Raw genomic sequence first — 22,159 nt, 5'->3', positions numbered from 1 at the left:
CGCGTCCCGGGATGATCATGCATCCCCTCAGCCGAGGGAGCTCCGTTGCACCGCACCTCTCGCCGCCTGCTGGGCGGCCTCGTGGCCCTGGGCGTGACCGCCGGCGTCAGCGCCTGCGGTGCCGACCCGACGACCGACGCCGAGCCCGCCGCCGACGGCAGCTGGTCGTTCACCGACGACCTCGGGCAGACCGTCGAGCTCGACGAGGCGCCCGAGCGGATCGCCGGCCTCAACGACCTGACGGCGTCGCTGTGGAACTACGGCGTCGAGCCGGTCGCCACCTTCGGCCAGACCTCGGCGGCCGACGACGTCGCCTTCGCGGGCCGCGACCTCGGCGACGTCGCGATGGTCGGCTCCACCTACGGCGAGATCGACCTCGAGGCGCTGGCCGCCGCCGACCCGGACCTCATCGTCACCACGATCTACCCGGACGACTCCTCCGGCGAGATCCCCGAGGGCAAGCCCGGCTACGGCTTCACCGACCTGGCGCAGCAGGAGCAGGTCGCCGAGATCGCGCCGATCGTCCACATCGCCTACACCGGGTCGGCGGCCGACGTGATCGAGCGCGTGGTGGAGCTGGCCGACGCGCTCGGGGTCGACACCGAGGGCGGCGAGGTCGCCGCGGCCCGCGCCGAGTTCGAGGCGGCGTCCGCGGCGCTCTCCGAGGCGGCGGAGGACGACGTCAGCGTGCTGCCGGTGTTCGCCACCGAGGCCGACGGCTGGTGGATGGCCAAGGCCGCCGACGACCCGCAGCTGCGGATGTACGCCGACCTCGGTGTGGACTTCGTCGACCCCGGCGGCGAGGGCTACTTCTGGCGCTCCGTGGGATGGGAGGAGGTCACCGACCACCCCAGCGACGTGCTCCTCTACTCGCTGCGGTTCAGCATGTCCCCCGAGGAGATCGCCGCGCAGCCCACGGCCGCGCTGCTGCCCGCCGTCCGGGCCGGGCAGCTGCACCCCTGGAAGTACATCGGCCCGGACTACGTCTCCCAGGCGGCCTACATGACGGAGCTGGCCGGCTACCTCGGCGGGGCCGACGACGTCACGCCCTGACCCCTTTCCCGGTCCGGCGTCACGACGACAGCGGGACCGGGGTCTCCGGCACCGGCGGCTCGGTGGTCCGCGCGGTCTGCGCCAGGGCGATCCCGGTGAGGACGACGGCGCCGCCGGCCACCTGCCAGCCGGTGAGCACCTGCTCCACCCACAGCCAGGCGACGACGGAGGCGAACACCGGCTCGACCGTCGCCACCAGCCCGGCGGTGGTGGGCGCGAGGTGCGGCAGCGCGGCGATGGACAGCCAGAAGGGGGCGGCCGCCCCCAGCACCACGATCCAGCCGACCAGCAGCCACAGCGGCAGCCGCAGGTCGCCGAGCGACAGCGGCACCGGCTCGGCGAGCACACCGGTGTCGAACTCCCACCACGGTGCGGCGAGCGCCCAGAAGAGCGCCGCCGCCACGAAGCTCCAGCAGGTGAGGGTGACCGGGTCGCGGCTCACGGTTCCGCGCTCGCCCACCAAGTAGTAGGTGGCCAGGCAGAGCGCGGCGCCGAACGCCGCCGCCACGCCCACCACGTCCAGCGAGCCGCCGCCCTGCCAGACCTGGGCCACGAGGACCAGGCCGGACAGCGACAGCAGCAGCGCCGCCCACAGCCGGCTGCGCACCCGCTCCCGGCGGACCAGCCAGACGTAGAGCGCGATGAACACCGGCGCGGTCATCTCGAAGACCAGCGCGATCCCGACCGGCATCCGGCCGATGGCGACGTAGTACAGGAACTGGGTCAGCGCGACGCCCACGACGCCGAAGACGGCGAGCAGCGGCAGCTCGCGGGCCCGCACCCGCAGCCGGTCGGGGGCGGCCAGGGCCAGCGCGGCCAGGAGCACCAGCGCGGCCCCGGTGCAGCGCAGCGCGGTCAGCCGGGTGGGCGGGACCCCCGCCTGCAGGGCGAGCGTCGACACCGTCCCGTTGACGGCGAACAGGGCCGCCGCGGCGAGGGTGAACGCGTATCCGAGGGCGGGGCGGACGGCGCGGGGCACCCCGGCAACGTAGCAGGCAAACGCGGCCGAGCCACCTACCGGTTCAGAAGAGCGCCAGGTCCTGCGCGGGTGGGCACGGCGCGGGGCCGGACGCGGTGAAGACCCCGTCGAGGCCGGTCGCCTCGAACACCCGCCACACGGACGGCTGGGCGTTGCGCAGCACCAGGTCGATGCCGCGCTGCTGGCACCGGCGGCGGAGGGCGATCAGCACCGAGAGGCCGCCCGAGCCGATCGACGGCACCCCGCCCAGGTCGAGCTCGAGGACGGCACAGCCGGCCAGCGGGCGCGCGGCGACGAAGGCCTCCAGCTGCGGGGCGGTGGCCTGGTCGACGTCGCCCTCGACCACGACCCGGGTGCGCCCGCCGGAGGCCTCCCACTCCAGCCGCAGCGCGGCGGGCTCGGGTGCGGGGTGCGAGACCCACCACGGGCGACGCCGACCGGGCGGCCGCGCCAGTCGTCGCGAGACGTCCCACTCGTGCGCCTGCACCATGCCCGTTCCCCCACCTGCCGACGGTCCCGACCCCCGTCACCGGGACCGTACGGAGCGCGATCGGGCGGGACAACGGATTGCGAGACGAGACCGGCCGGGATGACCCGCCCGGCGGGCGCGGGGTCACCGATCGTCATCGAACGGTGCCGGTGCGTCCCGCGCCCGTGCAGGAGGAGGCGGTGGAGCCGACCCGGCGCACCCGGCCGGGGCCGCCGGCGCGAGACTCGCCGTCATGGACGTGCCCGAGGCCCTGTACCTCCCCGACGGGGACGGTTTCACCGCCACCGCGCTCACCATCGGCCCGTGGGACGCCGGGCACCAGCACGCCGGACCGCCCGCTGCCCTGCTGCTGCGCGCGGCGGAGCGGGGGAGCGCGATCCCCGGCGGGCAGACGGTGCGGCTGGCCTACGACATCCTCGCGCCGGTGCCGGTCGGCCCCGTGCGGGTGACCACGTCGGTCGTGCGCCCGGGCCGGCGGATCGAGCTGGTCGAGGCGGTCCTCGACGCCGGGGCCGGCCCGCCGCTCATGCGCCTGTCCGCCTGGCGGATGCGCTCGCGCGACGACGCCCCGGCCGGACCGACCCTGCCCCATCCGGCGCCGGCCGGTCCGGAGGAGAGCCGGCCGGAGCGGGCGGCCTTCTTCAGCACCGAGGTCGCCTACCACCGGGCGCTGGACTGGCGCTTCGCCGCCGGCACGTTCAACGACCCCGGGCCCGCCACGGCCTGGACCCGGCCGGAGTGCGCCCTGGTCGCCGGAGAGCCGATGAGCCCGCTGCAGCACCTGCTGGTCATGACCGACGCCGCCAGCGGCATCTCGGCGACCCTGGACTGGACGCGGATGACGTTCGCCAACGTCGACCTGACCGTCGCGCTGCACCGCCCGCCGCGCGGCGAGTGGCTCGGCGTGGACGCCGTCACGGTGCACGGCGGCACCGGCGTCGCGCAGTGCCACGGCGTGCTCTTCGACGTCGACGGGGCGATCGGCCGGTCCACCCAGTCGCTGTTCGTGGAGCCGCGCCTCCCGGCGTCGTGAGTGATCTCTCGCCCTCTTCCTGGCGCAGGTCAGCGGGCCGCCGCGGCACCCGCGGTGCGGTACCCGGCGGGTCCGGTTGGCATCGGCGGGAACCGCTGCGCACTGTGGGGAGGACGCTTCTCCCCGACGATCGGAGCCTGCCACCCGTGGACGCGTTGAGAGAGCTGCTGGACTGGCTGTCCGGACGGGGTCTCGAGGTCGTGCTGATCATCATCGGCTCGGTGCTGCTCGCCCGGTTCGTGGCCTGGGCCGGGACGAGGATCACCGACCGGATCGACCGCAACTCCACCGGCGGCGACGCCCTCGTCCGCTCCGAGGCCGCCAAGCACCGGCACTCGCTCACCCAGGTGCTCACCTGGGCGGCGATCGTGCTGATCTACTCGATCTCGGTCTTCTTCGTCCTCGACCGGCTCGGGGTGCCGGTCACCGGGCTGGTCGCGCCGGCGACGGTGCTCGGCGTCGGGCTGGGCTTCGGCGCCCAGCGCATCGTCGGTGACGTGCTCGCCGGCTTCTTCATCATCACCGAGCGGCAGTACGGCTTCGGCGACGTCGTCTCCATCCAGGTCGTCGGCGGGATGGAGCCCGCGTCGGGCACCGTGGAGGACGTGACGCTGCGGGTCACCCGGCTCCGGTCGCCCGACGGGGAGGTGGTCACCGTCCCCAATGGGCAGATCGTCAAGGTGATCAACCTGTCCCGCGACTGGGCGCGGGCGGTCGTCGACGTGCCCGTACCGACCACCGTGGACGTCAACCGGGCGAACGAGGTGCTGCGCGAGGTGGGCCGCGCGGCCTTCCGTGATCCCGCGCTGCGTCCGCTGCTGCTGGACCCGCCGAGCGTGATGGGGGTGGAGAGCCTGGACCTCGAGCAGGTCAACATCAGGGTGGTCGCGCGCACGCTGCCGGGCAAGCAGTTCGAGGTCGGCCGCGACCTGCGGGCCCGGGTGGTCCACGCCTTCCGCAGCCAGGGCATGCAGGTGCCGCAGCCGACCACCGCCACCCCGGCCGACGACGGCGCCACCGCGGTGCAGGAGGGGGCCCGGTGACCGCGCCCGAGGACCGGCCCGCCGGCACGCCGGGCCCCGACCAGCCCCCGGCCGAGCCGACCGTCAGCACGGCCCCGCCGGCCGCGCCCCCCGCGCAGACCGCTCCGGCGCCGGAGCACCGCTGGTGGCACTCGATCCCCCGGCACCTGGGCCGGGCACGCACCTCGACGGTGGTGCTGGTCCTGCTGTTCCTCTCCATCGGGGCGCTCTACCTGAACGTGCGGCCCCCCGCCCCGGGGGAGCCGGCCTCGCGCGAGGAGCCCGCGGAGCAGACGGAGACCGTCGAGCCGACCGAGACCGAGCCGACCGGCACCGAGCCGACCGGCACCGAGCCGGCGGAGCCGACCGAGACCCCGGCGACGAGCGAGCCGTCGGCGCCTCCCACCCGGCCGAGCGCCCCGACCACCACCGGGGCGCCGTCGCCCGGAACCGGCACGGACACAGGCACCGACACCGACACCGACGAGCCGACCGACCCGGGGACGGCCGACCCCACCCCGACGGGCGGCTCCGGCGGCACGGGCGACGGGACGGCGCCCGACTCCCCGACCGGGTGAGCGGCGGGGCCGGTGTTCCACGTGGCACATCGGCCCCGCTCGGCCGTCCCGCGAGCGGTCGGTGTGCAGGTGGTGGGCGCGACGTCCTACGATCACGACGGCTCCTGAGAGGCAGCGCGAAGCACCTGGCTGGCTGCCCGGCAACCTCTACTCCGTCTGAGGTGCTCCAGGGGAAGAGCCGGCCGGGAGGCACCCGCCCCCGGCAAGGACGGAGCTCCCGTGCGCCGCGGGTCTCCGCGAACGAGAGGAGACGGCGCATGAGCGACCCGCAGAACTGGAGCTTCGAGACCCGGCAGATCCACGCCGGGACCGGCCCCGACCCGACGACCGGCGCCCGCGCCCTGCCGATCTACCAGACGACGAGCTACCAGTTCCGCGACAGCCAGCACGCCGCGGACCTGTTCGCGCTGGCCGAGATGGGCAACATCTACACCCGGATCATGAACCCGACGCAGGACGCGCTGGAGCAGCGCGTGGCCTCGCTGGAGGGCGGCGTCGCCGCGCTCGCCGTCGCCTCCGGGCAGGCCGCGGAGACGCTGGCCATCCTCAACCTGGCCGAGGCCGGGGACCACGTCGTGGCGTCGGCCTCGCTGTACGGCGGCACGTACAACCTGCTGCACCACTCGCTGCCCAAGATGGGCATCACGGTCTCCTTCGTCGAGGACCCCGACGACCCGGAGAACTGGCAGTCCCTGGTCCAGGAGAACACCCGGGCCTTCTACGCCGAGACCATCGGCAACCCGAAGGGCGACGTCCTCGACATCGAGACCGTCGCCGGCGTCGCGCACCGCAACGGCGTCCCGCTCATCGTGGACAACACCGTCGCGACCCCCTACCTGATCCGGCCCTTCGAGTTCGGTGCCGACGTCGTCGTGCACTCGGCGACCAAGTACCTGGGCGGCCACGGCACCGCGATCGCCGGCGTGATCGTCGACGGCGGCTCGTTCGACTGGCGCGCCGGCAGGCACCCCATGTTCACCACGCCGGACCCGACGTACCACGGTGTCGTCTACGCCGACCTCGGTGCGCCGGCGTTCGCGCTCAAGGCCCGCGTGCAGCTGCTGCGCGACCTCGGCCCGGCCGTCTCGCCGTTCAACGCCTTCCTGGTCGTGCAGGGCATCGAGACGCTGTCGCTGCGCATGGACCGGCACGTCGCCAACGCCCAGCGGGTCGCGGAGTTCCTCGAGGCCCACGACGCCGTCGACCGGGTCAACTACGCCGGCCTGCCGACCAACCAGTGGCACGCGGCGCAGCAGAAGTACTGCCCCAAGGGCGCCGGCGCCGTCCTCACCTTCGAGCTGCACGGCGGCAAGGAGGCCGGCCAGAAGTTCGTCGAGGCGCTCGAGCTGCACAGCCACGTGGCCAACATCGGCGACGTGCGCTCGCTGGTGATCCACCCGGCGTCGACCACCCACTCGCAGCTGACCCCCGAGGAGCAGCTGACCACCGGCGTCACCCCGGGTCTGGTGCGGCTGGCCGTGGGCCTGGAGGGCATCGAGGACATCCTGGCCGACCTGGAGGCGGGCTTCCGCGCCGCCAAGGGCGCCTGAGGTGACCGGGGTCCGGGACGGAGCCGGCTCCGCCGCCGGTACGTCCCGGGCCCCGGCCCGGACCGGGGGCCGGCTCGAGGGCGACCCGGTGGGCGACCGGCGGTTCCTCGACCTGCCCGGGCCGTTCCCGGTGGAACGCGGCGGGCGGCTGCCGGGGCTGCGGATCGCCTACGAGACCTGGGGCACGCTCGCGCCCGGCGGGGACAACGCCGTGCTGGTCGAGCACGCGCTCACCGGCGACAGCCACGTCGTCGGCCCGGCGGGCCCGGGGCACCCGACGCCCGGCTGGTGGAGCGGCATCGTGGGGCCGGGCGCAGCCCTGGACACCGACCGCTTCTTCGTCGTCTGCGCCAACGTGCTGGGCGGCTGCCAGGGCACGACGGGGCCCTCCTCACCGGCGCCGGACGGCCGCCGCTGGGGGTCGCGGTTCCCCGAGGTGACCGTGGGCGACCAGGTGCGCGCCGAGGCCGCGCTGGCCGACGCGCTGGGCATCGCCCGGTGGGCCGCCGTGGCCGGCGGGTCGATGGGCGGCATGCGGGCGCTGGAGTGGGCCGTGGCGGAGCCGGCGCGGGTCGACGCGCTCTTCTTCCTCGCCTCGGGCGCCGTCGCCTCGGCCGACCAGATCGGCACGCAGACCACCCAGCAGGCCGCTGTCCGGGCCGACGCCCGCTGGGCGGGCGGGGACTACCCGCTCGACGCGCCGCCGGTCGACGGCCTCGGGGTCGCCCGGCGGATCGCCCACCTGACCTACCGCAGCGGCCTGGAGCTGGAGGCCCGGTTCGGCGCCCACCTGCAGATCGACGGCCGCTACGCGGTCGCCTCCTACCTGGAGCACCACGCCGACAAGCTCTCCGGCCGGTTCGACGCCGGCAGCTACGTGCTGCTCACCGAGGCCATGAACAGCTGGGACGTCGGCCGCGGCCGCGGCGGCGTGGAGGCCGCGCTGTCCCGGGTCACCGCGCGGGCGCTGGTGGCGGGTGTGGACACCGACCGGCTGTACCCGCTCGACCAGCAGCGGCGGGTGGCCGACGCGCTGGGCGTCCCTCTCCGGGTGATCCCCTCGCCGTACGGGCACGACGGGTTCCTGATCGAGACCGACGCCGTCGGGGCGCTGCTGCGCGAGCTGCTGGGGACGCCGTGAACGACGACGAGCGCGCGGCCCTGCGCGCCGCCTGCGACCGGTCGCTGACCGGGCACGGCGACTGGCGACCCGCGGACCAGCTCGCCGCGATCCCGCCCGGCACGTCCCCGGACCGGTACGGCGACGGCGGTGTGGTGGCCGAGCTCGAGGCCGAGGTCGCCGGGCTGCTCGGCCTGCCCGCGGCGGTGTACCTGCCCAGCGGGGTCATGGCCCAGCAGGCGGCGCTGCGGGTGCACGCCGACCGGCGGGGCCGGCGCACCGTGGTCTGCCACTCCGAGAGCCACCTGGTCCGGCACGAGGAGCAGGCTTTCGAGCGGCTGCACGGCATGGTGCTGCGCCCGGCCGGCGACCGGTACCGGCTGCTCGTGCGCGCCGATCTCGACGCCGTCGCCGAGCACCCCGCCGCGCTGCTGGTGGAGCTGCCGCAGCGCGACCTGGGCGGGCAGCTCCCGGCGTGGGACGACCTGGTGGAGCAGGTCGGCTGGGCGCGGGACCAGGGCGCCGCCGCGCACCTCGACGGCGCCCGGTTGTGGGAGGCCGCCGCCGGCTACGACCGCACGCCGGCCGAGATCGCCGGGCTGTTCGACACCGTCTACGTCAGCTTCTACAAGGGCATCGGCGCGCTGGCCGGCTGCTGCCTGGCCGGGCCGGCGGACGTCGTCGCCGAGGTCCGGGAGTGGCGCCGGCGGCTGGGCGGCACGCTGTTCGGCATGTGGCCCGGCGCCGTGTCCGCCCTGGGCTGCCTGCGGCGCCGGCTGCCGCTGATGCCGGCCTACCTGGACCGCGCCCGCGAGGTCGCCGGCGCGGTGCGCGACCTGCCGGGCGTCACCGTCGTCCCCGATCCGCCGCAGACCCCCATGCTGCACCTGCTGCTGCGCACCACCCCGGAGGCGTTCACCGCGGCCGCCCGCCGCCTGGCCGGCGACGAGGGCCTCTGGACCTGGCCGCAGGCCGGGCGCACCGGCGATCCCGGCGTCGTGCGGGTGGAGCTGGCCGTGGGGGACGCGACGCTCGCGCTCCCGGTCGGGGAGATCCGCGCGGCGGTCGCCACCCTGGCCGGGGATGCCTGAGGGCCTGCGGTTAGCGTCGGCGACCATGGGTCTCGACGTCGCCGCGCTGCGCGCCTCCTTCCCCTCCCTGGCGAGCGGCACCGCGCACTTCGACGGCCCCGGGGGCACCCAGGTGCCGGCCGCGGTGGGCCGGGCGGTGGCCGCGGCCCTGACCGCGCCGGTGAGCAACCGCGGCGCGGTGACCGCCGCCGAGCGGTTCGCCGACGGAACGGTGCTGGCGGCCCGGGCGGCGATGGGCGACCTGCTCGCCGTCGATCCCGCCGGGGTCGTGGTCGGGCGCAGCGCCACCCAGCTCACCTTCGACCTGGCCCGCACGCTGGCGGCCGGCTGGGGGCCCGGCGACGAGGTCGTCGTCACCCGGCTCGACCACGACGCGAACATCCGGCCGTGGGTGGGAGCCGCCGAGGCGGTCGGCGCCACGGTGCGGTGGGTGGGCTTCGACCCGGACACCGGTGAGCTGACCGCCGACGACGTCGCCGCGGTGCTCACCGACCGGACCCGGCTGGTGGCGGTGACCGGGGCGTCCAACCTGATCGGCACCCGGCCGCCCCTGGCCGCGATCGCCGAGCGGGTGCACGCCGCCGGCGCGCTGCTCGTCGTCGACGGCGTGCACCTGACCGCGCACGCGCCGGTCGACGTCGCGGCCCTCGGCGCCGACGTCTACCTCTGCTCGCCGTACAAGTTCCTCGGCCCGCACTGCGGCGTCCTCGCCGCCGACCCCGCGTTCCTGGCGACGCTCCGGCCGGCCAAGCTGCTGCCCTCGACGGATGCGGTGCCCGAGCGCTTCGAGCTGGGCACGCTGCCCTACGAGCTGCTGGCCGGGACGACGGCGGCGGTGGACTTCCTCGCCGACCTCGGGGACGGCGGGACGCGGCGGGAGCGGCTGGTCGCGGCGATGACCGCGATCGAGGAGCACGAGGACCGGCTCCGCGAGCGCCTGGAGGCCGGGCTGGGGGAGCTGCCCGGCGTCCGGCTGCGGTCCCGGGCGGCGCACCGCACCCCGACGCTGCTGCTGACCTTCGACGGGCGGGACGCCGGCGATGCCTACCGGTTCCTCGCCGCCCGGGGCGTCAACGCGCCGGCCGGCTCGTTCTACGCGATCGAGGCCAGCCGGTGGCTCGGGCTGGGCGACTCCGGCGGCCTGCGGGCCGGGCTGGCCCCCTACAGCGACGCCGACGACGTCGACCGGCTGCTCGCCGGCCTGCGCGAGTGGCTCGCCGGCTGACGCTGCCCCAGGCATAGGAGGCTTTGCCTGCGCTTCCGGGTCGCGAACCGTGGGCGAAGCCTCCTATGCCTGGCTCAGGCCATGTCGTCGCCTGGCTGGTACCCGGCCGGGGGAAGCGCGCCGCGGACGACCGGCCGGACCCGCCGCGCGGAGGCCAGCCGCTCGGTGTAGCTGATCGCGTTGCCCTCGATGTGCAGCTGGTCGTCGTCGGTCGCCTCGCGCAGCACCTTCGCCGGGACGCCGGCGATGAGCGAGCGGGGCGGGAAAACCTTGCCCTGGGTGACGACGGCGCCGGCGGCGACGATCGAGCCCGAGCCGATGTGCGCGCCGTTCATCACGATGCTGCCCATGCCGACGAGCACGTCGTCGTCGATGCGGGCGCCGTGCAGCACCACGCGGTGGCCCACCGAGACGCGCTCGCCCACCACCAGCGGGAAGCCCGCGTCGGAGTGCAGCGTGCAGCCGTCCTGGATGTTGGAGTCCGCGCCGATCTCGATGACCTCGCTGTCGGCCCGCGCCACCGCGCCGTACCAGATGCTCGACCGCGGGCCCATGGTCACCGCACCCACGACCACCGCCGTCGGCGCGACGAAGGCGTCCTCGGCGATGGCCGGGGCACCGAAGGGCAGTTCCGCGATGTAGTTGTCCGCCACGTCGCCCAGCACAGCACAGCCCCGGGCGACGCGCACCGGCCGGGCGGGCAGACTCGCCGGCATGCCTGCGCACCTCCCCCCGTTGCCCACCTCGATCGTCGGCAGCCTGCCGCAACCGGGCTGGCTGATCGACCGCGACCGCCTGGCCCACCAGTTCCCCCCGCGGGTGCGGGCGCGGGAGCTGTGGCGCGTGGCGCCCGAGCTGCTCGCCGAGGCCCAGGACGACGCGACCCGGCTGGCGATCCGCGCGCAGGAGGAGGCCGGGCTCGACATCGTCACCGACGGCGAGATCCGGCGGGAGTCGTACTCCAACCACTTCGCGACCGCGCTGACCGGCGTGGACGTCGACGACCCCGGCACCGTGCTCAACCGGTCCGGGAAGCCGATCCCCGTGCCGCGGGTGCGTGCGGCGATCACCCGCCCCGCCCCGATCCAGGCCGACGACGTGCGCTTCCTGCGGGCGCACACCGACCGCACCGTCAAGATCACCGTCCCCGGCCCGTTCACCATGGCGCAGCAGGCGCAGGACGACCACTACGGCGACGGCCGCGCGCTGGCCCTGGCCTACGCCGACGTCGTCCGCGCCGAGATCGCCGACCTCTTCGCCGCCGGGGCAGACATCGTGCAGATCGACGAGCCGTGGCTGCAGGCCCGGCCCGAGGTCGCGCGCGAGTACGGGGCCGAGGCGGTGACCCGGGCGGTGGAGGGTGCGCCGGGGCCGGTGCACCTGCACCTGTGCTTCGGCTACGCGGCGATGGTGTCCGAGCGGCCCGCCGGCTACTCCTTCCTCCCCGAGCTCGCCGACACCCCCGTGGACACCGTCGCCGTCGAGACGGCGCAGTCGCACCTCGACCCGGCCACGCTGCGGCCGCTGCGCGGCAAGGGCGTCGCCCTCGGGGTCCTCGACCTGTCCACGCCGGACGTCGAGACCCCCGAGGTGGTCGCCGACCGGGTGCGCCGCGCGCTGGACGACGTGGACGTCGAACGGCTGGTGCTCACCAGCGACTGCGGGCTGAAGTACCTGCCCCGGGAGTCAGCGGCGGGCAAGATGCGCTCGCTGGCGCTGGCCGCCGGGATCGTGCGCAGCGAGCTCTGAGGGCTCAGGCCGGGTCGGGGGTGAAGACGTCCTCGATGCGGCAGCCGAACAGCGCGGCGATGCGGAACGCCAGGGGGAGGCTCGGGTCGAACCGCCCCTTCTCCAGGGAGATCACGGTCTGGCGCGAGACGCCGAGCTCCTCGGCCAGCCGCCCCTGGGACCAGCCCCGCGCCTGCCGCCGCTCGGCGAGGTCGTTGCGCACCGGGTCACGCGTCGCGGCGGCGCAGCACCGAGAACCGGGCGGCGACGTCGGCGAAGGCGAGCAGCAGCAGCCCGGTGAGCACGGTGGACGCGTCGACCCGCAGGTCGGTCACCGACAGCGCGAACAGCCCGACCCCGGCCACGGTGACGACGTCGAGGAAGCCGGCGGAGGTGCTGCGCTGCCACCACTGGTGCTCGACGGTCTCCTCCGGGCGGGCGACCTGCTCGGTCTCCGTCACCGGGGAGACGAACAGCAGCCACCCCAGCCCGTACGTCGGCGCCAGGGTGCAGAGCGCGAACACCGTGGCGCGCAGCCAGAACTGGTCCTCGCCGAAGCTCCCCGCGAGCAGGCCGATGCCGGCGGAGAGCACCAGGGCGGTGACGACGGCAGCGAACTGGCGGAGGAACACGGCGACTCCACGGATGACAAGGACGCTTGACATCCGCACTCCACCAGGAACGGGGACGGGTGTCAAGCTCCCTTGACCATCGGCGTCAGATCAGGCCGTGCGCGTGCACCGCCTCGGCCACCTGGATGAAGCCGGCGACGTTGGCGCCGAGCACCAGGTCGCCCGGGGAGCCGTACTCCTCGGCGGTCTCGTGGCACCGGGCGTGGATGTCGCGCATGATGTCGGCGAGCCGGGCCTCGCTGTGCTCGAACGTCCAGCGGTCGCGGGAGGCGTTCTGCTGCATCTCCAGCGCCGAGGTGGCCACCCCGCCGGCGTTTGCGGCCTTGCCGGGGGCGAACAGCACGCCGGCCTCGCGGAACGCCTTCACCGCCGACGGGGTCGCGGGCATGTTGGCACCCTCCACCACGTAGCGGCAGCCGTTGCGGCCCAGGACGGCGGCGGCGTCGCCGTCCAGCTCGTTCTGCGTCGCGCTGGGGATGGCGACGTCGCAGGGGACGTCCCAGATGCTGCCCCCGGCGACGAAGCTCGCCGAGTCGCGCCGCTCCGCGTAGTCGGAGATCCGGCCGCGCTCGAACTCCTTGACCTGCTTGAGCAGGTCGAGGTCGATGCCCTTCTCGTCCACCACGTAGCCGCCGGAGTCCGAGCAGGCCACCACGGTCCCGCCCAGCTGGTGCACCTTCTCGATGCCGTAGACGGCGACGTTCCCGGAGCCGCTGACCACGACCCGCCGGCCGTCGAAGGACTCACCGCGGACGTCCATCATCGCCTCGGCGAAGAAGGCGGCGCCGTAGCCGGTCGCCTCGGTGCGGACCAGCGCGCCACCCCAGCCGAGGCCCTTGCCGGTGAGGACGCCGGACTCGTAGCGGTTGGTGATCCGCTTGTACTGGCCGAACAGGTAGCCGATCTCGCGGGCCCCGACGCCGATGTCGCCGGCCGGCACGTCCGTGTACTCCCCCAGGTGCCGGTAGAGCTCGGTCATGAAGGACTGGCAGAACCGCATGATCTCGGCGTCCGAGCGGCCCTTGGGGTCGAAGTCGGAGCCGCCCTTCCCGCCGCCGATCGGCATGCCGGTGAGCGCGTTCTTGAAGATCTGCTCGAAGCCGAGGAACTTGACGATCCCCAGGTTCACCGACGGGTGGAAGCGCAGCCCGCCCTTGTACGGCCCGAGCGCGGAGTTGAACTCCACCCGGAAGCCGCGGTTGATCCAGACCTCGCCGCGGTCGTCCTGCCACGGGACGCGGAAGATGATCTGCCGCTCGGGCTCGCAGATCCGCTGCACCGTCTTCATCTCGGTGTACTCGCTGTGCCGGTCCAGGACGACGGCCAGCGACTCCAGCACCTCGCGGACGGCCTGGTGGAACTCCGTCTCCCCGGGATTGCGGTGCAGCACCTCGTCGTAGATGGCCTGGACCCTCGCCGGGACCTCACCGCTCACGTCGTACCCCTCTCGTGCCGGACGTCCGTCCTGCGCAACGTACGTCGGTCGCGGGGAATCGGCGGAACGGGGCCGGACGGACCGCCGATCGTCACACCCGGCCGCCACCATGCAGGGCATGCCGGAGCCCACCGACCTGCCCGTGCGGGCGTTCGCCGACCAGGCCGCCCTCGAGGAGTGGCTGGAGGCGAACGGCGACACGGCGCCGGGCCTCTACGTGCGGATCGCGAAGAAGGGCTCCGGCGTGACGTCGGTGGACTGGGAGCAGCTGGTCGAGGTGCTCCTCTGCTTCGGCTGGATCGACGGCCGGGCCAACCGGCTCGACGACACCGCCTACCTGCAGCGCATCACCCCGCGGCGCCCGCGCAGCGTCTGGTCGCTGAAGAACGTGCAGACCGTGGCCCGGCTGACCGAGGAGGGGCGGATGCGGCCGGCCGGGCTGGCCGCGGTGGCGGCGGCCCAGGCCGACGGCCGGTGGGACCGCGCCTACCCGGGCCCGGCCACCATCACCGTGCCCGACGACCTCGCCGCAGCGCTGGACACCGCACCCGGGGCCCGTGCGGCCTTCGACGGGCTCCGCGGGGTGGACCGCTACGCCGCCCTCTGGCGGGTGCACACCGCGGCCACGCCGGCCACCCGCGCCAAGCGGATCACCGCCCTCGTCCACACCCTCACCACGGGCGGCCGGGCTCCCTGACGCCGGCGTCAGCCGGTGGGGCGCACCCCGAAGCGGAAGCCGCCCTGGTCGACCGAGGTCACCGACAGCGGCGTCCCGTAGGTGCGGGCGTGCACGATCATCCCGTCGCCGATGTAGAGCGCCACGTGGCTGATCGGGGAGTAGTAGAAGACCAGGTCACCCGGCTGGAGCTGACCGCGGGAGAGCTGCGGGCCGATCTTGGACTGGCCGCTGCTGGTGCGGGGCAGCGCGATGCCGGCGGCCGCGTAGGCGTAGGAGGTCAGCCCGGAGCAGTCGAAGGCGCCGGGGCCGGTCGCGCCCGACCGGTACGGGGAGCCGACCTTCGACAGCGCCACCTGGATCGCGGTCGCCGCCGCGCTGCCCGACGCGACCGGCAGCTCTGCCACCGACGGCGTGCTCAGCCGGGGGCCGGCGACGAGGGTGGAGACGCGGTCCCGCTCGGCCGCGGACAGCCGGTCGTAGTCCGACTGGTACTCGGCGGCCCGCCGCGCGACCTCCGCCTGCTGCGCCTGGAGCTCGGTGAGGCCCGCCTGCGCGGTGGCGGCCGCCTGGTCGGCCGCGGCCTGCGCCTCCTCGGCGGCGGCGCGGGCCGCCGCGACCTCGGCGATGACCGAGTTGGTGTGCATGGCGATCATGTCCAGCGTCGTCATCTGCTGGACGAGCTGCTCGGCGGACTCGCTGGTGAGGAAGGCGGCGACCCGGGACTGGGTCTTCTCGGTGAAGCTGCTGTGCACGATGGCCCGGATCTGGGGCTCGTGCACCGCGAGGGCGTCGCGCGCGGCCTGGGCCCGGGCGGCGGCGTCCGCGGCGGCCTGCTGCTGGCCGGCGACGATCTCCTCGGCCTCGTGGACCTGTGCGTCGATCGCGGTCAGCTGCTGCGCGGCCTCGGCCATCAGCGAGGCGGCCTCGGCCACCGAGCCCGGCTCGGCGTGCGCCGCGGTCGTCATCACCGGGGAGAGAACCGCCGTCGCGGCCGCCACGAGCGCGGTACCGACCGCGAGGACGGCGCGCGAACGGCGACGGGTGGTCAAGCGCTGCGCGTGCACCGAGGCCTCCGATCACCTGCGCCGGGCCCGGGGAAGGGGCCGCAACCATGCGCGTCAGCACGGACGGTAGGGATCTGGTGTCGACAGGTAGCGAGGGGCGCGCGGGTGCCGGTAGACGCCACCACCCCGTCCGTCACACGCGCACCACGGGGGGTCTCCCGTCACGCGCGGAGGAACGGATCAGGCGGACGGACGGATCAGGCGGTCGATCGGATCGGGCGGATCAGCGGCGGCGGGGGCGGGCGGCGGTGCCGTCGCGCAGCCGGTCCGGCGCGAGCGGGACCAGCCGGTCGGCGACCGCGCCGGTGACGAACGAGTAGACGGCCTTGTGCCCCACGTCGACGAGCCGGTCGCGACGGGACCAGGTCCAGGGCGGGGCGCCCACGCCCGTGGCGTTCTCCAGCGTCTGGTCGGTGGCCAGCCGGATCGAGGTGTGCCAGGCCGAGGCGCGCCAGCCGCGCAGGCCCGAGGCGGCCCAGACGCCGCGGAGGGCGCCGACGGCCGCGCCGGTGCCCCAGTGCATGAGGTGGTTGCGGGCGAGCGGGCGGGCGGACTCCGGCAGCCGCCGGCGGGTCGTGAGCGCCGTGAGCGTGCGCGCGGGCACGGAGCTGTCCGGCCGGTGCGTGACGGCCTGCTCGGCCTTCTCGCCCAGGGTCATCACGGCGACACCGGCGAGACCGGCGAGTGCACCCCGAAGGGCAGCGCGTCCCAGCATGGGCCCGCCCTACCCCGGAAGGGCCGCCGGGAACACCCTGCGGGAGAACACACCCCGCCCCGGGCGCAGCGACGCCCGGGGCGGGGGGGGGTCTCAGCCGGCGAGCGGCTCCTGGACGTCGAGGCTCGCGACGGCCGAGAAGTCGCGCAGGATCGCGGTGAGCTCCTCGGCGGTCCACGGCTCGCAGCAGTCGCAGCCGCCCTCGGCGAAGCTGACCAGGCCGATGGACCCGCCGGCCTGGTTCTCGGCGATCGCGAGGTGGCCGGCGGCCGGGTGGCGGTGGCAGGCGCAGGCCGCGGCGCAGAGGCCCAGGCCCCAGCCGGAGATGACGACGGTGTGCCCGTCGTCGCGGACCTTGCCCACCTGGAAGACGGACGGCTTGCGACTCCTGCTCACGGAGTCCTCCCCTCGACAGCCCCGTGGGAGCGGGGCCTGCGTGCGGTTTGTGGAAGATTCGAGCTACCAGGTGTTTCGGCAGCACGAGGGCTCGGGTAAAGCCCTCGGTCATCTCGCCTTCCGATACCGAGCGTAATTCCGTCAGTACGGTTCGTCGCCGTCAGTTTCCGCCAGCGCTGCCGCGATCCACTTGTGGGAATCACGTGCTTGTCATTCGACTCGCCGGGCTCAGCTCGCCGGGCTGACGCTGCTCATGTTGAAGTCGGGCACCCGCAGCGTCGGCATGGCCGTCCGGGTGAACCAGTCGTTCCACTCGCGCGGCAGGGTGCGCTCGGTGGCACCGGCCTGCACCGCCCGGCCGAGCAGGTCCACCGGGGACTCGTTGAACCGGTAGTTGTTCACCGCGCCGGTCACCTCGCCGCCCTCCACCAGGAAGACGCCGTCCCGGGTGAGACCGGTGAGCAGCAGGGTCTGCGGATCCACCTCGCGGATGTACCAGAGCGTGGTCAGCAGCAGCCCGCGGTCGGTCGCGGCCACCATCTCCGCCTGGGTGGCGGTCGCGCCCGGCTGCTCGAGGACGAGGTTGTCGACGGCGGCGGTGGCCGGGGCCGTCGTCCGCAGGGCCCAGGCCCGCGGGCGGATCAGGTTCATGAGCACCCCGCCGGAGATCCAGTCCACCGCCGGTGCGGCCATGCCGTTGTCGAAGACCGACGCCGACCCCGACGAGGCCCCGACCAGCTGGAACGGCGCCGCCTCCAGCCCGGGCGCGTGCGGATCGCTGCGCAGGGTCAGCGGCAGGCCGGCCAGCCGCTCCCCGGTGCGGTTGCCCCCACCGGCCCGGGCGAAGACGTTGCGGCCCTCGTCGGCGTCCCGGGCCGTCATCGTCCAGTACAGGTAGATCATCAGGTCGGCGACCGCGGACGGCGGCAGCAGCGTCTCGTAGCGGCCGGCCGGGAGGTCCACCCGGCGGCGCGACCAGGCCAGCTTCCGCTGCACGTCCGCCGCCAGCCCGGCCACCGAGACGTCGGTGAAGTCGCGGGTGCCGGTGCCCGCCCACACCGAGCGGCCGAAGTCCGGCGTCTTGCCGTTGAGCTCGACCCGCCCGGTGGGCTGGTCGTGCCGCAGCCGCAGGCCGGTCGAGCTGCCCAGGTAGGTGGTGCTGAGCGAGTGCTCGGCGTAGCCGAAGAGCAGCTCGTCGCGGTCGCGCGCCTCGCCGAACGCCTGGCCCAGCGCCGGGGCGAACTCGGCGAAGACGTCGATGGAGGTCTCCGCCGGGTCGGCCGCCCAGTCGCCGGTGCCCGGGGGCGCCCCGCCGTCGGGACCCGGGACGATCAGCGGCATCGCGTCCTCCGCCGGGCCGGCGGCGCGGGCGGCCTGCTCGCTGGCGGCGACCAGCTCGGCGACGTCCGGCGTCCCCGACCGCGTCACCGTGCCCACCGCCGTGCCGGCGGCGCCGTCGACGAAGGAGACGACGACCACCTGGCGCGAGCGCATGGCGCCGTTGGTGGTGAGGCTGTTGCCCGCCCACCGCAGGTTGGCCTCGCTCCCCTCGACGACGTAGGTGATCTGCCCGTCCGCCGTGGAGGCGGCCAGCGCCTGCTCCACGACGTCCTGCGGACGCTGCTTGCGGGTCATCGCCCGACTCCGGTCTCGTTCCGCTCCTCGGTCTGTGCCACCCGTCGCCTCCGCGGTCGCTCCGCTCCTCGCTCGCTGGCGCTCGCTGCGATGCTCACTCCCTGTCGGCTTCGGGCATCTCCCTGCGATGCTCGCTCAACCGTCGTCCTCGGCCTCATCGCCCGGCCTCCTCGACGGTGTTCAGAACCGACACGTCCTCGAACAGCGCCGTCGGGCAGCCGTGGCTGACCGCCGCCGTCTGGCCGGGCTGCGCCTTGCCGCAGTTGAACGCCCCGCCGAGGACGTAGGTCTGCGGGCCGCCGACGGCGCGCATCGAGCCCCAGAAGTCCGTCGTCGTGGCCTGGTACGCGACGTCGCGCAGCTGCCCGGCCAGCCGGCCGCCCTCGATCTTGTAGAACCGCTGGCCGGTGAACTGGAAGTTGTACCGCTGCATGTCGATCGACCAGCTCTTGTCGCCGACGACGTAGATGCCGCGCTCGACCCCGCAGATGATGTCCTGCGTCGACGGGCCGTCGGGGCTGGGGCGCAGCGACACGTTGGCCATCCGCTGCACCGGCACGTGGCCCGGCGAATCGGCGAAGGCGCAGCCGTTGGAGCGCTCCATGCCCTGGCGCCGGGCCATGTTCCGGTCCACCTGGTAGCCCACGAGGACGCCGTCCCGGACGATGTCCCACTGCTGGCCGGCGACCCCCTCGTCGTCCCAGCCGACGGTGGACAGCCCGTGCAGGGCGGTGCGGTCACCGGTCACGTCCATCAGCGGCGAGCCGTACTGCAGCGTGCCGAGCTTGTCGACGGTGGCGAACGAGGTGCCGGCGTACGCGGCCTCGTAGCCCAGCGCCCGGTCGAGCTCGGTGGCGTGGCCGATGGACTCGTGGATGGTCAGCCAGAGGTTCGACGGGTCGATCACCAGGTCGTACCGCCCGGCCTGCACGGACGGCGCCTTGGTCTTCTCCCTCAGCAGCTCGGGGATCTCGGCCAGCTCGGCACGCCAGTCCCAGCCGGTCCCGGTGAGGTACTCCCAGCCCCGGCCGGCCGGCGGGGCCAGCGTGCGCATGCTCTCGAACGAGCCGGTGGCCCGGTCGACGGTCAGCGCGGTCAGGTCGGGGTGGATCCGCACCCGCTGCTGGCGGGTGCGGGTGCCGGCGGTGTCGGCGTAGTACTTCTGCTCCTTGACCAGCATGCAGGTGGCCTGCACGTGCTCCACGCCGTCGGCGGCGAGCAGCTGCTCGGACAGCTCGGTCAGCAGCGCGGACTTCTCCGCGTCCGGGACGGTGAACGGGTCGACGTCGTAGGCGGAGACGTAGGTGGCGTCGGGGTACACCGGCTCCGGGGCGAGCTCGATGCGGTCGGAGTTCAGCGCGGCGGCCACCCGGGCCACCGCCACGGCTTCCTCGGCCAGGCGGACGGCCTCGGCGGCGGTGAGGACGACGCCGGCGGCGAACCCCCAGGTGCCCTCGTGCACCACGCGGACGGCCAGGCCCAGGTCCTCGCCGTCGGTGAACGCCTCGGGGCGGGCGTCGCGGAGGCTGATCGTCTGGGTGCGGATGCGCTCGACCCGGAGGTCGGCGTGCTCGCAGCCGAGGTCGACCGCCCGGGTGAGCGCGGCGTCGGTGAGCGCGGACAGCGGCAGCGCGAGGAACGCCTCGTCGATGGCGCGGGGTGCTGGCACGGCCCCCTGTCTACCAGCGCCCGGGCAGGGGTGAGCCGGTACGGCACGGGTAATCGCCTGCGCATGGCAGACCTGGAGCGGCGGCCCGTGGACGACGTGACGATGACCTTCGGCGGCAACGCGACGATGCTGCTGCGGATCGGGGCCTTCACCCTGCTGACCGACCCCAACTTCCTGCACCGGGGCCAGCGGGCGCACCTGGGCTACGGGCTGCGCAGCAAGCGGCTGACCGAACCGGCGCTGCAGCCGACGCAGCTGCCCGAGCTGGACGGGATCCTGCTGTCGCACATGCACGGCGACCACTGGGACCGCATCGCCACGAAGCAGCTGGCGAAGGAGACCCCGGTGGTCACCACGCCGGAGGCCGCGGCCTGCCTGGCCGACCGCGGGTTCACCGCCACCGCCGACCTGCGCCCCTGGGAGACGCACGCGTTCACCCGCGGCGGGCAGACGCTGCGGGTCACCTCCGTGCCGGGCGTGCACGGCCCCGGCCCGCTGGCCCGCGTGCTGCCCCAGGTCATGGGCAGCGTGCTGGAGCTGCTGCGCGACGGCGAGGTGAGCTGGCGCGGCTACATCAGCGGCGACACCCTCTACCGGCCGTTCCTGGGCGAGGTGCTGGAGCGGTGCGGCCCGCTCGACGTCGTCGTCCCGCACCTCGGCGGGACCAAGGTGCTGGGGCTGACCGTGACCATGGACGGCCGCCAGGGCGCGGACCTGGTGGAGCTGCTCAAGCCGCCGGTCACCGTGCCGGTGCACTACGACGACTACGGCGTGTTCGCGTCCCCGCTGGGCGAGTTCGTCGCCGAGGTGGCCCGCCGGGAGCTGCCGGGCACCGTGCGCCCGGCCCACCGCGGCGAGACGATCAGCCTGCGCGCATGACCGCGCCCCGGGACGTCTGGGACCTGCTGGTGGTCGGTGGCGGCACGGCGGGGATCGTCGGCGCGACCGTCGTCGGGCCCCGGGCCGGCGAGACCCTCGGCGAGCTCACCCTCGCGGTCCGCAAGGGGCTGACGGCGGGCGACCTCACGGGCACGACCCACGCGTACCCGACCTTCAACGACGGGGCGTGGAACGCAGCGATCGCCGCGACCTGCGGCCGGCTCGCCACGCCGCCCGCCCGGGCCCTGCTGGGCGCGGCGGTCCGGCTGCGCCGGTGGCAGCTGGACCGCCGCGCCGCACGGGGGGTGAGTCAGCTCCCGCCGGCGAGGAGCGCGTCGAGCTTCTCGTAGCCCTCGTTCACGCCGACCTCCATGCCGCTGGCGACGAAGCCGTCCCGGCCCTCGAACGAGTCGACCAGGGACGTCGAGGTGAGCCGGGTGCGCCCGTTCCCGAGGTCCTCCAGGACGATCTTCTCCAGTGCGACGTCGTCCGGCATGCCCTCGAAGGCGAACGTCTGGACGATGAGCTCGTTCGTCCGCACCTCGTGGAAGACGCCGTTGAAGCCGTAGTCCTCGCCGTCCTGCGACATCACGAAACGGTAGGAGCCGCCGGTGCGGCAGTCGAAGCGGTCGATCCGGACCTGCATGCCCTTCGGCCCGGTCCACCGGGCGAACAGCTCGGGGTCGACGTGCGCCCGGAACACCTTCTCGGGCGGGGCGTCGAACTCGCGGGTGATGCGGACGAGCGGGACGTCGGGGTCGACGTCGATCCGGGTCTCGCGGGTGGAGGTGGTCATGGCGGGTTTCCTTCCGTGGGTGCGGTGGGGCCGGCGTCCGGCATGTCGCGCAGGACGTCGTCGAGACGGCGGTAGCGCTCCTCGGCCTGCCGCCGGTAGCGCTCGATCCACTTCGTCATGAGGTCGAACACCTCGGCCTCGAGGTGCACCGGGCGGCGCTGGGCCTCCCGGCTCCGGCTCACCAGGCCGGCCTCCTCCAGCACCTTCAGGTGCTTGGAGACGGCCTGGACGGTCACGTCGTACGGCGCGGCGAGCTCGTTGACCGTGGCGTCGCCGACCGCGAGCCGCGCCACGATGTCCCGCCGGGTGGGGTCGGCCAGCGCCGAGAACACCCGGGAGAGCGGATCCGCCACCACGTTCCTCCTCTTCCTCAACCTTTCGGTTGAGTAG

24 protein-coding genes, 1 pseudogene and 1 riboswitch are annotated in these 22,159 nt (G+C 74.5%); of the genes and pseudogenes, 12 read left to right on the top strand and 13 right to left on the bottom strand.

Going from position 1 to position 22,159, the window contains the following annotated elements:
- Positions 1–45 precede the first annotated feature (45 nt).
- Positions 46–1,053, top strand: coding sequence for an ABC transporter substrate-binding protein (locus O2W17_RS10690; protein WP_269192414.1), 1,008 nt, complete (start codon positions 46–48; stop codon positions 1,051–1,053).
- 19 nt (positions 1,054–1,072) lie between these two features.
- Here O2W17_RS10690 and O2W17_RS10685 read toward each other — a convergent pair whose 3' ends face one another.
- Positions 1,073–2,032: an EamA family transporter gene (locus O2W17_RS10685; RefSeq protein ID WP_269192413.1), complete on the bottom strand. Its 960-nt coding sequence runs from the start codon at positions 2,030–2,032 to the stop codon at positions 1,073–1,075.
- 43 nt (positions 2,033–2,075) lie between these two features.
- Entirely contained in the window at positions 2,076–2,522 is a 447-nt protein-coding gene (locus O2W17_RS10680; RefSeq protein ID WP_269192412.1) for an STAS domain-containing protein, read from the bottom strand.
- A 232-nt stretch (positions 2,523–2,754) separates the two neighbouring features.
- Here O2W17_RS10680 and O2W17_RS10675 point away from each other — a divergent pair, with 232 nt between their 5' ends.
- From O2W17_RS10675 to O2W17_RS10645, 7 genes and pseudogenes are all read left to right on the top strand, one after another.
- Complete coding sequence (locus O2W17_RS10675) at positions 2,755–3,555, top strand: thioesterase family protein (protein WP_269192411.1); 801 nt, start codon at positions 2,755–2,757, stop codon at positions 3,553–3,555.
- Between the two features lie 146 nt (positions 3,556–3,701).
- Complete coding sequence (locus tag O2W17_RS10670; protein WP_269192410.1) at positions 3,702–4,598, top strand: mechanosensitive ion channel family protein; 897 nt, start codon at positions 3,702–3,704, stop codon at positions 4,596–4,598.
- Entirely contained in the window at positions 4,595–5,155 is a 561-nt protein-coding gene (locus tag O2W17_RS10665; protein ID WP_269192409.1) for a hypothetical protein, read from the top strand. Before O2W17_RS10670 ends, O2W17_RS10665 begins: the two co-directional genes overlap by 4 nt.
- A 100-nt stretch (positions 5,156–5,255) precedes the next feature.
- Positions 5,256–5,370: riboswitch (SAM riboswitch) on the top strand.
- A 39-nt stretch (positions 5,371–5,409) separates the two neighbouring features.
- Positions 5,410–6,705, top strand: a pseudogene (locus O2W17_RS10660) (bifunctional o-acetylhomoserine/o-acetylserine sulfhydrylase); the annotation flags it as partial.
- Position 6,706: 1 nt separating this feature from the next.
- Positions 6,707–7,846, top strand: coding sequence for a homoserine O-acetyltransferase MetX (gene metX, locus O2W17_RS10655; RefSeq protein ID WP_269192408.1), 1,140 nt, complete (start codon positions 6,707–6,709; stop codon positions 7,844–7,846).
- Positions 7,843–8,916 (top strand): threonine aldolase family protein, encoded by a 1,074-nt coding sequence (locus tag O2W17_RS10650; protein WP_269192407.1) that lies wholly within the window; start codon positions 7,843–7,845, stop codon positions 8,914–8,916. Before metX ends, O2W17_RS10650 begins: the two co-directional genes overlap by 4 nt.
- Before the next feature lie 25 nt (positions 8,917–8,941).
- Complete coding sequence (locus O2W17_RS10645; protein WP_269192406.1) at positions 8,942–10,141, top strand: cysteine desulfurase-like protein; 1,200 nt, start codon at positions 8,942–8,944, stop codon at positions 10,139–10,141.
- A gap of 74 nt (positions 10,142–10,215) precedes the next feature.
- Here the strand turns inward: O2W17_RS10645 and O2W17_RS10640 are convergent, their stop codons facing one another.
- Positions 10,216–10,857 carry a gamma carbonic anhydrase family protein gene (locus O2W17_RS10640; RefSeq protein ID WP_269192405.1) on the bottom strand — a complete coding sequence of 214 codons (642 nt, stop codon included), beginning with the start codon at positions 10,855–10,857 and terminating at the stop codon, positions 10,216–10,218.
- On the opposite strand from O2W17_RS10640, the gene O2W17_RS10635 reads away from it, so the two are divergent.
- Positions 10,856–11,890: a uroporphyrinogen decarboxylase family protein gene (locus O2W17_RS10635; RefSeq protein ID WP_269192404.1), complete on the top strand. Its 1,035-nt coding sequence runs from the start codon at positions 10,856–10,858 to the stop codon at positions 11,888–11,890. The two genes, O2W17_RS10640 and O2W17_RS10635, sit on opposite strands and share 2 nt — an antisense overlap.
- Before the next feature lie 4 nt (positions 11,891–11,894).
- On the opposite strand, the gene O2W17_RS10630 is transcribed toward O2W17_RS10635, so the two are convergent.
- The 3 genes from O2W17_RS10630 to gdhA are packed head-to-tail and all read right to left on the bottom strand — an operon-like array spanning position 11,895 to position 13,936.
- The gene (locus O2W17_RS10630) at positions 11,895–12,092 is read right to left on the bottom strand and encodes a helix-turn-helix transcriptional regulator (RefSeq protein WP_269192403.1); all 198 of its coding nucleotides are present in this window, start codon (positions 12,090–12,092) and stop codon (positions 11,895–11,897) included.
- Positions 12,093–12,096: 4 nt separating this feature from the next.
- A complete protein-coding gene (locus O2W17_RS10625) occupies positions 12,097–12,534 on the bottom strand; it encodes a hypothetical protein (protein ID WP_269192402.1) in 438 nt (145 codons plus the stop codon).
- A 52-nt stretch (positions 12,535–12,586) separates the two neighbouring features.
- Positions 12,587–13,936: an NADP-specific glutamate dehydrogenase gene (gdhA, locus tag O2W17_RS10620; protein ID WP_269192401.1), complete on the bottom strand. Its 1,350-nt coding sequence runs from the start codon at positions 13,934–13,936 to the stop codon at positions 12,587–12,589.
- A 118-nt stretch (positions 13,937–14,054) separates the two neighbouring features.
- On the opposite strand from gdhA, the gene O2W17_RS10615 reads away from it, so the two are divergent.
- Entirely contained in the window at positions 14,055–14,633 is a 579-nt protein-coding gene (locus O2W17_RS10615) for a YdeI/OmpD-associated family protein (RefSeq protein WP_269192400.1), read from the top strand.
- 8 nt (positions 14,634–14,641) lie between these two features.
- Here O2W17_RS10615 and O2W17_RS10610 read toward each other — a convergent pair whose 3' ends face one another.
- From O2W17_RS10610 to O2W17_RS10590, 5 genes are all read right to left on the bottom strand, one after another.
- Positions 14,642–15,679, bottom strand: coding sequence for a C40 family peptidase (locus tag O2W17_RS10610; protein WP_269192399.1), 1,038 nt, complete (start codon positions 15,677–15,679; stop codon positions 14,642–14,644).
- Positions 15,680–15,902: 223 nt separating this feature from the next.
- Positions 15,903–16,394 (bottom strand): hypothetical protein, encoded by a 492-nt coding sequence (locus tag O2W17_RS10605; RefSeq protein WP_269192398.1) that lies wholly within the window; start codon positions 16,392–16,394, stop codon positions 15,903–15,905.
- 93 nt (positions 16,395–16,487) lie between these two features.
- Positions 16,488–16,790 carry a hypothetical protein gene (locus O2W17_RS10600; protein ID WP_269192397.1) on the bottom strand — a complete coding sequence of 101 codons (303 nt, stop codon included), beginning with the start codon at positions 16,788–16,790 and terminating at the stop codon, positions 16,488–16,490.
- 228 nt (positions 16,791–17,018) lie between these two features.
- Complete coding sequence (locus O2W17_RS10595) at positions 17,019–18,425, bottom strand: metallopeptidase TldD-related protein (RefSeq protein WP_269192396.1); 1,407 nt, start codon at positions 18,423–18,425, stop codon at positions 17,019–17,021.
- A 154-nt stretch (positions 18,426–18,579) separates the two neighbouring features.
- Positions 18,580–20,094 carry a TldD/PmbA family protein gene (locus O2W17_RS10590; RefSeq protein WP_269192395.1) on the bottom strand — a complete coding sequence of 505 codons (1,515 nt, stop codon included), beginning with the start codon at positions 20,092–20,094 and terminating at the stop codon, positions 18,580–18,582.
- A gap of 63 nt (positions 20,095–20,157) precedes the next feature.
- Here O2W17_RS10590 and O2W17_RS10585 point away from each other — a divergent pair, with 63 nt between their 5' ends.
- Both O2W17_RS10585 and O2W17_RS10580 read left to right on the top strand, forming a co-directional pair.
- Positions 20,158–20,973, top strand: a complete 816-nt coding sequence (locus O2W17_RS10585) for an MBL fold metallo-hydrolase (protein WP_269192394.1) — start codon at positions 20,158–20,160, stop codon at positions 20,971–20,973.
- Positions 20,970–21,323 carry a hypothetical protein gene (locus tag O2W17_RS10580; protein WP_269192393.1) on the top strand — a complete coding sequence of 118 codons (354 nt, stop codon included), beginning with the start codon at positions 20,970–20,972 and terminating at the stop codon, positions 21,321–21,323. Before O2W17_RS10585 ends, O2W17_RS10580 begins: the two co-directional genes overlap by 4 nt.
- Here O2W17_RS10580 and O2W17_RS10575 read toward each other — a convergent pair.
- On the bottom strand, positions 21,284–21,769 hold the full coding sequence (locus tag O2W17_RS10575) for an SRPBCC family protein (RefSeq protein WP_269192392.1): 486 nt from the start codon (positions 21,767–21,769) through the stop codon (positions 21,284–21,286). The genes O2W17_RS10580 and O2W17_RS10575 overlap by 40 nt on opposite strands.
- Positions 21,766–22,122, bottom strand: coding sequence for an ArsR/SmtB family transcription factor (locus O2W17_RS10570; RefSeq protein WP_269192391.1), 357 nt, complete (start codon positions 22,120–22,122; stop codon positions 21,766–21,768). The genes O2W17_RS10575 and O2W17_RS10570 overlap by 4 nt, the downstream gene beginning before the upstream one ends.
- Between the last annotated feature and the right edge of the window lie 37 nt (positions 22,123–22,159).

Origin of the sequence: Blastococcus sp. VKM Ac-2987, from assembly GCF_026967805.1 — a bacterium.
Classification (GTDB): domain Bacteria; phylum Actinomycetota; class Actinomycetes; order Mycobacteriales; family Geodermatophilaceae; genus Blastococcus.
The sequence above is the reverse complement of the archived record's forward strand: the minus strand, read 5'-3'. Positions and strand labels throughout refer to the sequence as shown.